The sequence below is a fragment of the Bradyrhizobium sp. 62B genome (assembly GCF_030272265.2).
Classification (GTDB): Bacteria; Pseudomonadota; Alphaproteobacteria; order Rhizobiales; family Xanthobacteraceae; genus Bradyrhizobium.
The window spans coordinates 291,151-304,473 of record NZ_CP092842.1; the positions used below are offsets into that span (position 1 = coordinate 291,151).

General features: G+C 61.6%; 15 protein-coding genes. All 15 read right to left on the minus strand.

The features are described 5' to 3' along the window. Window position 1 precedes the first annotated feature (1 nt). On the minus strand, window positions 2–919 hold the full coding sequence (hypB, locus tag ML401_RS36305) for a hydrogenase nickel incorporation protein HypB (protein WP_285813261.1): 918 nt from the start codon (window positions 917–919) through the stop codon (window positions 2–4). After that, window positions 919–1,260 (minus strand): hydrogenase maturation nickel metallochaperone HypA, encoded by a 342-nt coding sequence (gene hypA, locus ML401_RS36310; RefSeq protein ID WP_285813262.1) that lies wholly within the window; start codon window positions 1,258–1,260, stop codon window positions 919–921. Before hypA ends, hypB begins: the two co-directional genes overlap by 1 nt. After that, entirely contained in the window at window positions 1,253–2,203 is a 951-nt protein-coding gene (locus ML401_RS36315; protein WP_285813263.1) for a nickel-dependent hydrogenase large subunit, read from the minus strand. Before ML401_RS36315 ends, hypA begins: the two co-directional genes overlap by 8 nt. A 137-nt stretch (window positions 2,204–2,340) precedes the next feature. After that, on the minus strand, window positions 2,341–2,850 hold the full coding sequence (gene hybE / locus ML401_RS36320; protein WP_285813372.1) for a [NiFe]-hydrogenase assembly chaperone HybE: 510 nt from the start codon (window positions 2,848–2,850) through the stop codon (window positions 2,341–2,343). Next, a complete protein-coding gene (locus tag ML401_RS36325; protein ID WP_128929519.1) occupies window positions 2,847–3,056 on the minus strand; it encodes a rubredoxin in 210 nt (69 codons plus the stop codon). Before ML401_RS36325 ends, hybE begins: the two co-directional genes overlap by 4 nt. Further along, window positions 3,053–3,916, minus strand: coding sequence for a hydrogenase expression/formation protein (locus tag ML401_RS36330; RefSeq protein WP_285813264.1), 864 nt, complete (start codon window positions 3,914–3,916; stop codon window positions 3,053–3,055). Before ML401_RS36330 ends, ML401_RS36325 begins: the two co-directional genes overlap by 4 nt. Continuing rightward, on the minus strand, window positions 3,913–4,359 hold the full coding sequence (locus tag ML401_RS36335) for a hydrogenase accessory protein (protein ID WP_285813265.1): 447 nt from the start codon (window positions 4,357–4,359) through the stop codon (window positions 3,913–3,915). Before ML401_RS36335 ends, ML401_RS36330 begins: the two co-directional genes overlap by 4 nt. A 246-nt stretch (window positions 4,360–4,605) precedes the next feature. Beyond that, on the minus strand, window positions 4,606–4,902 hold the full coding sequence (locus tag ML401_RS36340) for a HypC/HybG/HupF family hydrogenase formation chaperone (RefSeq protein ID WP_285813266.1): 297 nt from the start codon (window positions 4,900–4,902) through the stop codon (window positions 4,606–4,608). A gap of 26 nt (window positions 4,903–4,928) precedes the next feature. Further along, a complete protein-coding gene (locus tag ML401_RS36345; protein WP_285813267.1) occupies window positions 4,929–5,507 on the minus strand; it encodes a HyaD/HybD family hydrogenase maturation endopeptidase in 579 nt (192 codons plus the stop codon). Window positions 5,508–5,523: 16 nt separating this feature from the next. Beyond that, window positions 5,524–6,267 (minus strand): Ni/Fe-hydrogenase, b-type cytochrome subunit, encoded by a 744-nt coding sequence (gene cybH, locus ML401_RS36350; protein ID WP_285813268.1) that lies wholly within the window; start codon window positions 6,265–6,267, stop codon window positions 5,524–5,526. 9 nt (window positions 6,268–6,276) lie between these two features. Further along, window positions 6,277–8,067, minus strand: a complete 1,791-nt coding sequence (locus tag ML401_RS36355; protein ID WP_285813269.1) for a nickel-dependent hydrogenase large subunit — start codon at window positions 8,065–8,067, stop codon at window positions 6,277–6,279. A 29-nt stretch (window positions 8,068–8,096) separates the two neighbouring features. Further along, on the minus strand, window positions 8,097–9,188 hold the full coding sequence (locus ML401_RS36360; RefSeq protein WP_285813270.1) for a hydrogenase small subunit: 1,092 nt from the start codon (window positions 9,186–9,188) through the stop codon (window positions 8,097–8,099). A 208-nt stretch (window positions 9,189–9,396) separates the two neighbouring features. Continuing rightward, window positions 9,397–10,836 carry a nickel-dependent hydrogenase large subunit gene (locus ML401_RS36365; RefSeq protein WP_285813271.1) on the minus strand — a complete coding sequence of 480 codons (1,440 nt, stop codon included), beginning with the start codon at window positions 10,834–10,836 and terminating at the stop codon, window positions 9,397–9,399. Beyond that, on the minus strand, window positions 10,833–11,849 hold the full coding sequence (locus tag ML401_RS36370) for a HupU protein (protein ID WP_285813272.1): 1,017 nt from the start codon (window positions 11,847–11,849) through the stop codon (window positions 10,833–10,835). The genes ML401_RS36365 and ML401_RS36370 overlap by 4 nt, the downstream gene beginning before the upstream one ends. Window positions 11,850–11,918: 69 nt before the next feature. Beyond that, window positions 11,919–13,235, minus strand: a complete 1,317-nt coding sequence (locus ML401_RS36375) for a DUF3422 domain-containing protein (RefSeq protein WP_285813273.1) — start codon at window positions 13,233–13,235, stop codon at window positions 11,919–11,921. Window positions 13,236–13,323: the final 88 nt, after the last annotated feature.

The window sequence follows — 13,323 nt, forward strand, 5'->3', positions numbered from 1 at the left end:
CTCACTCCGCTACCGTGATCTCGTCCGGCTTCGCCTTCGAAGCCCGCTTGCGGAGCCAGGCATAGAAGGCCGGGAAACCTTCGCCGGTGCGCGCCGACACCGTCAGCACCTCGATCCTGGGATTGACCCGCCGCGCATATTCGATGGTCCTGGCGAGGTCGAAATCGAGCACGGGCGCAAGATCGATCTTGTTGATCAGCATAAGCGCGGAGGCTGCGAACATGTCCGGATATTTCAGCGGCTTGTCCTCGCCTTCCGTGGTCGAGAACACCACGATCTTGCAGGCTTCACCGAGGTCGAATGCCGCCGGACAGACGAGATTACCGACATTCTCGATGAACACGACCCCACCGTTCAGCCAGGGCAGCCGGTCATAGGCTTCCCCGACCATGGCCGCGTCGAGATGGCAGCCCTTTCCGGTGTTGACCTGGATCGCCGGCACGCCGGTTGCGCGGATGCGCTCGGCATCGTTGGAGGTTTGCTGGTCGCCCTCGATCACGCCGATCGGGAAACTGTCCTTCAGCTCACTGACGGTGCGGACCAGCAGCGAGGTTTTGCCGGCTCCGGGGCTCGAAACCAAGTTGAAGGCGAGCACGTCGTCGGCACGGAAGCGAGCGCGGTTGTCGGCGGCGAGCCTGTCGTTCTTGCCGAGAATATCGCGTTCGATCTGGATGATGCGATCGCTGCTCATGCCCGCGATCTGTTGGCCGGCGGCATTTGCACTGCAGTCGAGCAGGCCCGTATCGCCAGGCCCATGATCGTGGCTTCCGTCGTGATGGTGGTGGTGATGGTGACCGGGGCCATGGTGGTGATGATGACCGCCATGAGCGTGGTCGTGATCCTGATTATGACCATGATCATGATCATGCGTATGTTCGATGGACGCTTTGCCGTCGCTGCAGCCGCAGACCGTACACATCAGTCGACCTCCAGTTCCTTCACACGCATCTCTTCGCCGCCGGTGACCTGCAATTGATAGCTGCCGCAGGATGGACACGGCTCGTAGCGCTGCTTGATCTCGACGTTTTGCGAGCAGGCCATGCACCAGGCCGTGCCCGGCGTCGCGATGATCTCAAGCCTTGCGCCTTGCGCGATAGTCCGCGCCGCGACGGCCTCGAAGCAGAATTTCATTGCGTCCGGCGCGACATGGCTGAGCGCACCGATCTCCAAACACACCGCCTTCACCCGCAAGAACGAGCGCTTGCGCGCCTCCTCCTCGACGATACCGATGATGCCCTCGCACAAGGCCATCTCATGCATGGCTGGCCTCGCGGAAGCTGAGGCTGAATCCGACGCAGGGGTCGAACGCGCCGACAAGTGTCCGCACCGCGTCTTGGCCCTGCCGGCCGGCGGAGAGCAACGCGCCCTTGAGGCTTCGCACCAGCGGTCCGCGTCCGTGAAAATTCCACTCGGTCGGAGCGAGATATTCGAAGCGGACGATACGTCCCTCCTCATCGAGCTTAACCGCGTGATGGAGCCGGCCCCGGGCGCATTCCACTGCCGCTGCGCCCCGGCGCTCGCCGAGCCGATAACTCGCAACGACGCCATTATCGGGAGCGTCCCGCCTGGCGTCCAGCCAACAGGTGAGCCGGGCGATCTCGCCGATGCGCGCTCTCACGCGCGCGGCGCCGCTAGCACCTGCGGACAAAATCTGCTCGCGCTGCGCCCGCCGCGCCCAGACGCCCGTTTCCGGAACCCTCCCGCAGAGTTCCGGCGCTTCGGAATAAGCCGTCCCTTCAGCCATGAGGCGCGTCACGATCTCAAGATCGTCAGCGGGGGTCAGAAAGAATTGGTCGGCCGCCGGCAATGACAGCACCTCACGATCGCAGCGCGTCAGATAGGCGGAAAGTACGCTGCCTGGCGCCGGAGGCTGGTGTTCACCCGAAATTCCGAGCGCGCGGAGCGCAGCCTTGACGTGTGCAATGACATCGCGGCGCACGGCTTCTGGCACGGTTTCAACCGCACCACTGAGAGTGGTGCTCGCCTGTATCATGCTTCGCACTGCGGGCGCGCTCTCCTGATCGAGTTCGAGGCCTGCGACGAACAGGCCGCGTATCAATTCAGTCAAGCGCTCGGCGACAACCGCCGTGAGACGATGCATCGCTATCGGCTTGGTCATTTCCAGCCCCTGCGCCGCCTCGATTGCCGAGAGGAAGGCCACTTGGTGGGCGACCGAGCATAAGGAGAACAGGCGCGGCAGCACAGGGATGAGCGCGCTTGCCGGCTTTCCGGCAAACAACCTCGTTAGGGGAGGCCGGCTCCGTGGCCGGATAGCAACGTCCGAAATTGTGGTACCAGTGAGCCACACCGTTATGTCAATCTCGTTTCGAAAGGGGCGACTCATCCCGGCCGCTCCGTCAAGGTACCGCGCAGGAAGCTCCGGCGATCAATCGGAGTCGTCGGTGGTTCGCGCCGGCGGACCGCCTCCTCGCTGTCGGCCGGCAGCATCAGCTCGGCAAGAGCGGCTTCAGCTGTTGCTCGCGCCGATGCCATGTCCGCAAATTGGAACATTGGCGAGAACAGCGAGCAGCTTGCGATGCGGCCCATCTGCACCTCGCTGAGGGTAAATTCGATATCACCGGCTGGAAAGCGAATACGGACGGTCGCGCCCGACCTATCCCCAGCGGCGCTCGCCGGCATCACCACGTTCATGAACCAAGGAGTGACCATGATGCCGACAAACGTTCCCTCGAAGCGACGGAAACCAATGGCCTCAACATCGAGGGCATCGTTGTAAATGGGCAAATCGCGCATCGCGCGCTCGCCGATCTGGCGATACATTCCTGCCAATAGCTCGCCCCATGTCACCGCGTCGGCGTCGCTGGGAGAGCTCGGCGCGCTGGCAGTCATGTTTCGATCGCCATGAACTTCGATTTCGGGGCGTCGCAGTTCGGACATCGCCACTCCTCCGGCAGAAGTGAGAACGGTGTGCCGGGTGCAATCTGCGCCACCGCATCACCATCGGCCGGATCATAGACGGTCCAACAGATGCCGCATTCAAGCCGCGCAGCCTCAGTGACGTCTTGGCGCACGCCAAAGTTCTCAAAGGCGCTCATTTGAAATATGCCTCAATGATTTCTTGGAGCCGTTCGGCGGAATCCTCGAAATCTTCGTCTGCAGCAAGCGCAACCGTGGGTACCCCGCCGACTTCCAGCGTGTCGAGGATGATGGTGTCCATGGCGTTGAAAAACTGCACCGACCAGACATTGCGAATGCCAGTCGACAGCACCCGACAGGTGCCATAGCCGCGCGAGACAAGCTGGATCGGCCCGTTCCGAATAGTCTCCTGCAAAAAGCTCATATCCACCGGGCTCATCGGCAACAGAGTGAAATTGATGATCTGCGAGCGGATGCCAGGACGCCAGGCTAGCGCCCGCTCGCGGATCTCGGCGAGCACCGGTAGGACGTTCATGGCGCCTTCAGGGGCCTGTCCGATTTCGAAATCGGCGGCCGTCAAATCGGCTGCTGCGCGTCTGACGATCTCGGGAACGGCGCCCACTTCAATATATTCGGAAGCCGCGTTAGTTTCGAGCCTGACACGCCAGATTCCTGCGAGCACCGATTCTTGAATCTGCGCCAGCGATCCGTCCGGCAGCGCCACGACACCGCCGACCTCCCCCTCGCCGAGAACATCGGCAACAAGCTTGCTTTCGAGATCGTTGAGATTGCCGAGCCGGAAGAGTTGCGAGGGTGCGTCCGCCCTTTGATCTGCAATGGCCTCCGCAATGTTGGAGAGCAGCGTGACGGCTTTGGGGCAGTTCTTAGCGAGCTCGACACTGTCTAACGTTGCGAGTCTTGCTAGTGCGCCGGCCGCCGTCAGGCTGCCACTTGAAGCATTGAGACTCTCTTCCCCGATCGGGAACACGCTGACGGGTTGCTCGGCGCCTTCCGGCGCATCCCAGAATCCGACCTTCATAGCTCGACACCTTTTGCGCGATGCTGGGGAATAATGGTAACGGCAACGGGTGCGCTTTGCCCGCGCGGGCGGTCGATCAGCTTATTGATGCGGTCGACATAGACCGACCAATCCTGGATCTTGGCGATCAGCCCCAGCGTCTCGCCCTTGGCCACAAAGATAAGGGTCGGCTGCACGCGCACCCCGAAACGTTCGCCCAGCGCCTGTTCGGCATGGGGTGCGATGATCGCGGCGCGCAGGCGGCCTCCGAACGCCGTAACCAGCTCAGGCAGCACCACGGCGACATCGATGGCCTCCGGAAAACGGTTGGGATTACCCGCCGATAGCAGCACGGCGACAGCACCGGCTTGGTCGGCATGTTTAAGAAAATGATCGACCGTCGCGGCATCGACCTCATTCAGGCCATGCCGACTGAGATCATGCCGTCCTACCTGGAATTCCATTAGACCTCCCAAAACAGACTTATCTTTCTGATCGGGGTAGTGTTAGCAAGCTGTGTGCCAGGGACAGTCAGGATGTATGATCTTGAATTCACTACCCTATTTTCAGCGCTCTCAAGCCGAGTGGATGCGAATGATAAGCGACTTTCCACTAAAAGCGAAAGCGTTCTTTCCAGACTAGAAACCTGGCGAGCACCTTGGCCAGCGGCCGAGGTCAGCCGGCCAAGTCACTCCAGGATGACAACCCGCTTAATCAGTCAGGAGGTGCGCAGGCAATTGCGGTTCGCGGTCAATCAAATCGGCGAAGAAGCAGTCGAAATCGTTGCCGTCGAGCGCTGCACCGAGACCGTCGATGGCAGCCGCAATCAGGCGCGCTTCTTCTTCCTCAAGTAGGCGGATCGCCGTGTCGATGTAGACCAGCACGTGGGCACCGGCCGGAGGATGCGAGAGCAGAAGCACGGAGACGCGGCGTTGCTCGCCGCGAAACTCGCACAAAGCCGAAATTCCGTCGGTCTCGACGATAGTCATTGGCAGTCCAAGGCACATCAGTCTTCTCCGGCATGCTCCGGCGGTCAGGCCGGCCGCATCTCGTAACTCGCATGGTCGATGTCGTTGGCGAGCAGGCGCTCGGAGTCTGCCAATGGCGTATCGCGTAGCTTCACCTCGATGCCCCACTCGGCCAGCACTTTGCAGGCAAGCTCGATGGCCGGTGCGATCTGATCGCGGACGGGCGCCGTCAACGGACCTCCCCAGTCTTCGAGATCGAGCGGTTGGCAACCGATCAGGACGAGGTGCTTCGGGCAGCGGCCGAGCAGGTCGGCTGCGCTGATCACCTCCTGGAAGCCGGTTTGATGCAGACTCATCTTCTTCGCGCCGGTGAAGCGTGGCACCTCGTCGCCGCGCACGAGCTTCAGCTTGCCTGGCGGCAGACCATAATCGATGGCGTCGAACACGATCAGGCGATCAGCGTCCTCCAGATAATTGACGAGATAAAGCCCCTGCGTTCCGCCATCGAGGATCGTGACATTATCAGGCACGGCGTAGCGGCGGTGGAAGTTCTCCACCGCGCGCACGCCAAAGCCTTCGTCGGCCCACAGAATGTTGCCGATGCCGAGCACCAAGATGCGGTCGTCGTTCGGGGCGTCCAGCATCGAGATCGTTCCAGTTTCAGTCACGGAATTGCCGTTCGCCCGAGATCATCGAGGAGATGATACTCTGGCGTGACATAATGTCTTCGCGGATGGCGGCATAGATATGCACTATGATGAACGTCACCAGCGCCCACATGCCGAGATGGTGCCAGGTGTGAACGTCTTGGCTGTTCGGCCAAATCGCAAACAGCCAGCCGAACAGTTTGTGCTGCCAGCTGTCGATGCCCAACCCTTCCGAATAGAGCGCAAAGCCGGTGACGATCATGAAGGCGACGAACAAAGTGAAGCCCGTGAACATCGCGGTCTGCGCCAAGGGATTATGTCCGACATACATCTTCGGCTCGCGCTCTAGGAATGCGTACCAGCGGATCTCGTGGAGCACCTCCCTCCAGAATTGCCTTCGATGCAGCGGAAGATAGAAGATCTGTCGCGAATGGTGATTGCCAACGAAAGCCCAGAAAATGCGAGCGAGGAAGAACACCGCCAGCACTTGCCCTGCAGCGAAATGGGCAAAGCGGATGTAGCCCATTACGAAGTTCGCTGACGCTTCGCCCGCGACCGTCGGCAGCGGTGAGCCGATGAAATAGCCGGTCAGCATCAGCACGATGATCGACAATGCGTTAACCCAATGGCAGATCCGGACCGGCGCTTCGTAGACATACACGGTAGGACGCCCCACCACATGTTCGCCGGCACCATCGGCGGCGATCTTGGTCAGGTCGGCCTCTGTTTCAGTAGGACGTGCAACTGCATCCATCATGGCGACCTCCTACCTGACCTTGACTTTAGCTAGCTCCTGACCATCCGGGCTCATGACGTGGGTCGAGCAGGCCAGGCAAGGGTCGAAGGAATGGATCGTTCGCAGGATTTCCAGCGGCTGTTCCGGATTAACCATTGGCGTGTTCATTAGAGATGCCTCGAATGCGCCAATATTTCCGTTCGGATCACGGGGCGACCCATTCCACGTGGTTGGCACCACGCATTGGTAGTTGTCGATCTTGGTCTCCTTGATCTTGATCCAATGCGCGAGCGCGCCTCGAGGTGCTTCGGTGAAACCAAAGCCCTTTGCCTCCTTCGGCCAGCTCTCGGGCTTCCACTTGTCCACGTTCGCAGTTGATGAGTCGCCCGCTTTGATATTGGCGATGAGCTTGTCCTGGAAATAGCGCATCTGTCGTCCGGCCCAGACTGATTCCAATGCGCGCGCTGCGGTGCGTCCAAGAGTCGAGAACAAGGCGGTGAGCGGCAGGTTGAGGTCGGTCAGGAACTTGTCGACCGGATCTTTGAACTCCGCTTTGTTCTGTGCGTAGCCGACGACCCAACGCGCAAGCGGGCCGACCTCCATGGCATGGCCTTTCCACCGAGGCGCCTTGATCCACGAATATTTACCACCCTCATCGAGCTGCTCGATGGCGGTTTTTGTGCCTTTCGCATTCGGACCAAGCACGTAGTTCGGTTCGGTGATGCCGTCCCAGGGATGAAGACCTTTGGTTTCATCGGGATATTTGTACCAGGAATGGACCACGAATTCCTGGATCTCATCGGGATTGGCGTGATCGACCGGAAACACCTCGGACAGATTGCCATTGATGATGGCGCCGCGCGGTAGCTTCAGGCTCTTAGTCGAATAGTCGTTGGCGTGCTCAGGAACATCGCCATAGGCGAGCACGCTCTTGCCCGACAGGCCGCCTCCATATAGCCAGTCCTTGTAGAACGACCCGATTGCCGCTACGTCCGGCAGATAAACCTGCTCGTTGAATTGAATGATCTGATCGATGATCGAGGAGATCAGGTTCAAGCGCTCCATGTTGATTGCGCCGACCGCGCCAGTGCCGTCCACATTGATCGGACAGGGCACGCCGCCGACGAGCCAGTTCGGATGCGGATTCTTGCCTCCGAAGATGGTGTGGATCTTGACGATCTCCTTCTGGAAGTCGAGTGCCTCCAGATAGTGGGCCACCGCCATCAGATTGGCCTCTGGCGGCAGTTTATAGGCCTTGCTGCCCCAATAGCCGTTCTTGAACGGACCAAGCTGCCCGGACTCGACGAATTTCTTCAGCCGGGTCTGCAAATCCTTGAAGTATCCCGGGGAGGACAGCGGCCAGCTCGAAATCGACTGGGCTAGCGTCGAAGTCGCTCGCGGATCGGCTGAGAGCGCGGAGACCACGTCGACCCAATCGAGCGCGTGCAGGTGATAGAAGTGGACGACATGGTCGTGCACTTGAAGTGCGAGCTGCATCAGGTTGCGAATCGAGTTTGCGTTTTCGGGGATGGTGATCCCAAGCGCGTTCTCGACCGCGCGCACCGAGGTCAGGGCGTGCGTGCCGGTGCAGACGCCGCAGATCCGCTCGGTAAATGCCCACGCATCGCGTGGGTCGCGGTTCTTCAGGATTACCTCGATCCCGCGCCACATCGTGCCGGTCGATACGGCATTGCGGATCACGTTGTCGGCGTCGACATTGACCTCGACCCGCATGTGTCCCTCGATGCGGGTCACGGGATCGACGACGATGCGTTTGCCGGAATTGTCGAGATTGAAGCCGTTGGGAGTCTGGATACCCATGGTCGTTTCTACCCTAATGTGTCTTTTGATCAGCTGTTGTGGTCGGCGTCTTCGCGTTTGCTGGCAAGCCGCTTCACCGCAGTGACGGCGGCGTGCGCGGCCACCGCCGCACCCACGGCGCCGGCTGCCGCCATGCCGATCTGATCGGCGTTCTTTTCGATGCCGAATTGCTTGATGTTGGTCAGGCGATCGTAGAACGAGCCCTTGTCCCAGAAGCCGTCCTCCGAGCAGCCGATGCAGCCGTGTCCCGATTGGATGGGGAATGAGACGCCCCCGTTCCAGCGCACGGTCGAGCAGGCGTTATAGGTAGTCGGCCCCTTGCAGCCCATCTTGTAGAGGCAATAGCCTTTGCGCGCCGCCTCGTCGTCCCACTCCTCGACGAACTGACCGGCGTCGAAATGCGGGCGGCGGTAGCACTTGTCGTGGATGCGCTGCGAGTAGAACATCTTCGGCCGGCCCTGGCGGTCGAGCTCGGGCAATTTGCCGAACGTCGTGATGAAGGTGACGACGCCGGTCATCACCTCGGCGATCGGGGGGCATCCCGGCACCTTGATGATCGGTTTGTTGGTGATCACTTTGTCGATCGGCGTCGCCTGGGTCGGGTTGGGCTTTGCCGCCTGCACGCAGCCCCAGGACGCGCAAGCGCCCCAAGCGATGATCGCCGTCGCGTCCTCGGCCATCATCGTCAGCTTTTCGACGAATGGTTTGCCGCCGTCGATACAGAACATGCCGCCCTCGTTGAGCGGCGGATTACCTTCAACGGCCAGAATGTACTGACCTTTATGCTTGGCACGGGTCTCCTCGAGGATCGCTTCGGCCTGATGGCCCGCGGCCGCCATGATCGTGTCATCGTAGTCGAGTGAGATCATCGACAGCACCGCATCCTTCACCAGGGGATGCGCGGAGCGGATGAAACTTTCGGAGCAGCAGGTGCACTCCAGACCATGCATCCAAATCACTGGTACGCGCGGCTTGGTTTCGAGCGCATTGGCAATGCGGCTGGCAGCTAGCGGCCCAAGGCCGAGACTAGTCGCTGTCAGGCTGCAGAATTTGTGAAAGCTTCGACGCGTGATGCCTTGCCGCCTGATCACGCTGTAAAATGTTTCCGTCGCCGTGCCCATGAATCCTCCCGCCGTCAGCTTTGGCCTTCAATGATGCTTAGGACAGCAAGAAGCAGGCCAACTGCGTGGCACAAAATGAAAGTAGAGGAATGTCAAGAGGTTGCGAGATCTGAATTGTGCAAGACGCGAAGATCGAGCGGCGCTGCAAGAAAGAAGCGGAAACAATTCGATTTGCAGGCGGCAACGAGGTTTACGCCGACGATCCCTTTCAATGCGCGGTGCACACCATGCAAGGATCGAACGAGCGCACGACATGCTGAACCGCAACGGAACGTGCTCCAGCCTCGCCCACATCGGTCCCGACCAGCGCCTGTTCCAGAGGGCCTGCCACGCCGAGGGAATCGCGCGGCGAAAAATTCCAGGTGGTCGGCGCGATGATCTGGTAGCGCTCGATCTTTCCACCGCGTACCGCCACCCAATGCCCGAGGCTGCCGCGCGCGGCCTCGACGAGGCCGATATATGCCCCGTCGGGCATCTCCTGCGACGGAGCACAGAACGGTTCCGAAAGACGTAGCGCTCGGGTCCACTGCTCCATCGCAAGTGCGATGCGCGCAGTCTCGATTAGCCGCGCGATCACACGGTTGCGGACGTTGCTGCCGCCTGAAGCGACGAGATCGGCGATCAGCGCTTGCCCGGCCACGGTCTGGCGCGCCATCGCACCAACCTCGATCGGCCGGCCCGAAAGCCGCGGCGCCTTGCACCAGCTATAGGCGCCTGCCTTGTCTGGATCAGGTACGGTGGTGCTATGCGCGGGATCGGCGGAAGAATCCCGCATCCAGGCATGGGAAACGTCCTCGCTGATGTGAGGCAGCGGCAGCGGCTCGACGGCCCGGCCCGGACTGAAAACGCCCCGGGGAAACAGTTCTCGATCGGTGCCCCGATAGGCGCCATAGCTCATCAACACGCCTGGCCCCTTGCCGAGCTCACTCAGCGCGAGGCTGTCGGCAAGCCTGAGGAAATGGGCGAAATCACCGCTGCGCCCCGCGCGCCAGCGGTCGAGCTCGTCCGCGGTCGAGAGCGACAGCACGCTCTCTAGAGTATCGGCGAACACTGTACGTTCAAGGAACGCGCGAAACGCGGTCACGATCGACAACAGCCGCACGCGCTCGCCGAGTTCGATCGCGCGTGTCGTGCCGCCTGGCTGGAAGGCAAGGCTGTGTGGCCATTTGCCAGCAATGATTCCCATGGTCTCGAGCAGCCGCGCCCGCGCCGGCAGCGCATCGCGCGCCGCACTACCCCGGGTGGCCGCAAAGCGCTCGCGCGTGTCGTCATACCAATTGTGTGAGGCATAGGCTTCACGCGCAAAGTCAGGCATGAAGAATATGTAGAAATGCGTAAGATGATCAGCGGCATTCTCTGCCGCATGTGCGATATTCGTGGCGAGCAGCCCGTTCGGGGCAGCCTCGATTCCCATCGCATGGCGAAGAGCGGCAGCGGCGGCGACCGACTGCGAGACCGAGCAGATGCCGCAGATGCGCGGGGCCAGCACGAGTGCATCGAGCGGCGGCCGACCCTCCAAAATCTGCTCGAACCCGCGATAGAGCGGTGCAGTCACCTCGGCGCGCAAGACACGGCCGCTTTCGACGTCGAGGCGGACCTCAAGATCGCCCTCGACGCGGTTGAACGGGCCGATCGTAATCCTCGTCATGGCGTACGCTTGGTTGCGGAGCGACTGGGTGGCACTACGACGTGATCGGCAGTCGCGTTCAAGCGAACGCGCCGTGGCGTCGCCGATTTCGACAACGCCGCGAGCGCGACGAACCAGGCTTTTGGCATGTCGGTCGGCAAGCCGACTGGGATGCCGGCAAGCTTGGCGGTCTCCAGGAAATTCTGCGCGTCTTCGAAGCCAGGTGACGTGCAGGCGATGCAGGCATAACCGCCCTTGGTGCAGGAACCGCCGCCGTTCCAGGAGCGCTGGTTGCAATCGCCGACAGCCTGAGTCGCCTTGCAGCCGAGATGCTCCATGAGGCAGCCGCGCTCGGACATGGTTTCGGCGCTGGCTTTGAACTCATAGAACTCGTTGCGGGAGCAGCCGTGATGAGCAAGATGGTTGGCAACGAATTTCGGTCGGCCATAGGTGTCGAGGTCAGTCGCTGACAAGTCCTTGGACGTCAGTGCCAAAATGGTTTCCATCATCCAGCCCGGATGCGGCGCACAGCCAGCCACATTGATCACCGGCAAGCCGAGCCGGGAGCGGAAGCCTGCGCCGAGCGCGCCGCCCGCATCCGCGCCCTCAAATTGCAGCCCGACCGCGTCGGTTGGATTGACGCCGGCGGCTGGCACCCCGCCATAGGCGGCACAGCTTCCCACCGCAACGACATAGTCCGCCCGCGGTGCGAGATCTAGCATCCAGTGGTAGATCGAGCGGCCCGTGCCCGCGAGCATGTTGAAGCGGCCGCTATCGTTCGGGCCGCGCGCAACGGAGCCTTCGAGGAGCAGTAGGTCGAGCGGCACCCTGCCCTCGCGCACGGAGTTGAGCACCTCGGCCGCTTCCTCGCCTGTCTCCTCGCTGACCGAGGGATGCCACAGGAGGTTGATGCCGAACTGCCTCAGTTCGTCGAACCAGCCGGAAGCGCCGCTTTCGAGGATCGACATGGTGCAGCCGCCGCAGCTCGCGCCTTGCAGCCAGAGCAGGTTGGTCATTCGGTTCGATTGGCGCATCACTTGCCCTCCCGCTCCACCAGCTTCGGCCCCCCCGGCTCGAATGGCAAGCCCTCGGCGCGAAGGAACTCAGTCATGATCGCCCGGCGCGCCTTCATGCTTAAGGTGCCGCTGGCGGATCCGGTGCGTGATGATCCAAACTAGCCCAACGGCAAATGGTACGAACAATGCGGTCGCGAGTGAGGGCTCGACATGCAGGCCGCCGTCATGTGCGCCCTTAGCGAGGTAGCCGAACAGGCTGACGACGTAATAGCCGATCGCCGCCACGGAGAGGCCTTCGACGGTGCTCTGCAGGCGCAATTGCAGCTTGGTGCGCTCGTTCATTGAGCGCAGCAGGTCACGGTTCTGCTCCTCCAGTTCCACATCGACTCGCGTGCGCAGGAGATCGGCGGCGCGCGCTAGCTTGATCGATAAGTTGGCCTGGCGATCCTTCATCGCAGCGCAGGTGCGCATCGCCGGCGCCATACGCCGCGCAAGGAAGGACGACCAGGTCGGTCGCCCTCCGATCTCGCCGCCTTCGATCACGCCAAGGCGGGCCTGCACGATGTCGTAATAAGCCCGGCTCGCGCCAAAGCGGAACAGGCTACCCGCTGCGCCGCGCTCCAATGAAGCGGCCAATGCGGTCAGCTCCGTGAGGAGGTGATTATTGAGCTTGAGGTCCTCGGCGCCCTGCATCTCCTCGAGCACTTCGACCAGCCGCCGCCCAATGTGATCGACCGACGGCGCGAGCTCGAGCGCGGCCGGCAGGCCGAGCAGGGCCAGCGTGCGATAGGTCTCGATCTCCAGCACGCGCTGCACAAGAGCGCCGAGCCGGCCCGGCGACAGGCTGCCGTTGCAGATGAGAATGCGGACAAAGCCCTGCGCATCCGCGCGAAAGTCGGAAGCCACGACGGCAGGGCCGCTGCGGACTGTAGCCATTGCGAGGCTGCTCTTATCAAACAGCTCCTCAGCGCGCGCGACGGCCGCTTCGGTCTGCTCCACCTCGAGCCTCACCGCCACAAGCAGCTGTCCCGTTTGCGGCAGTGCCCGGATCAATGCGGTGAGCTCGTCACCGATGGGAGCGAACGCCTGCGCGGACGCCTCATTGCTCCAGATCCAGGTGAATGTCGTGAATTCGGAATGCTGTTCCCAGCGTAGCGAAACTGCTCCAATCGATACCTGGTGGTGCTTAGTCGACGCCTCGGGCGCCACCAAGCCCTGCGCGGTGCAAAAGCCTACAAAGGCCTGCCGGTCGGCGGCCGCCGCTTCTCCTTGGCTCAAAAAAGCAAACCGCAGCACTGCGAGAGGCGCAGAGAGCCGCGTGAACGGACGCGCATGCACCTCCCCCAATACCGCACCGCGTTGCGGGTGCAACGTGAATCCGGCAAGATCCAGACCATGCTCCATCGACGATCCCTAGGAAACCGGTTTGCCGACGCGGGCGCGCCGGCTGATCCGTTGACTAGCACAGGTCTCCGGCACTTGCGCAATGGTA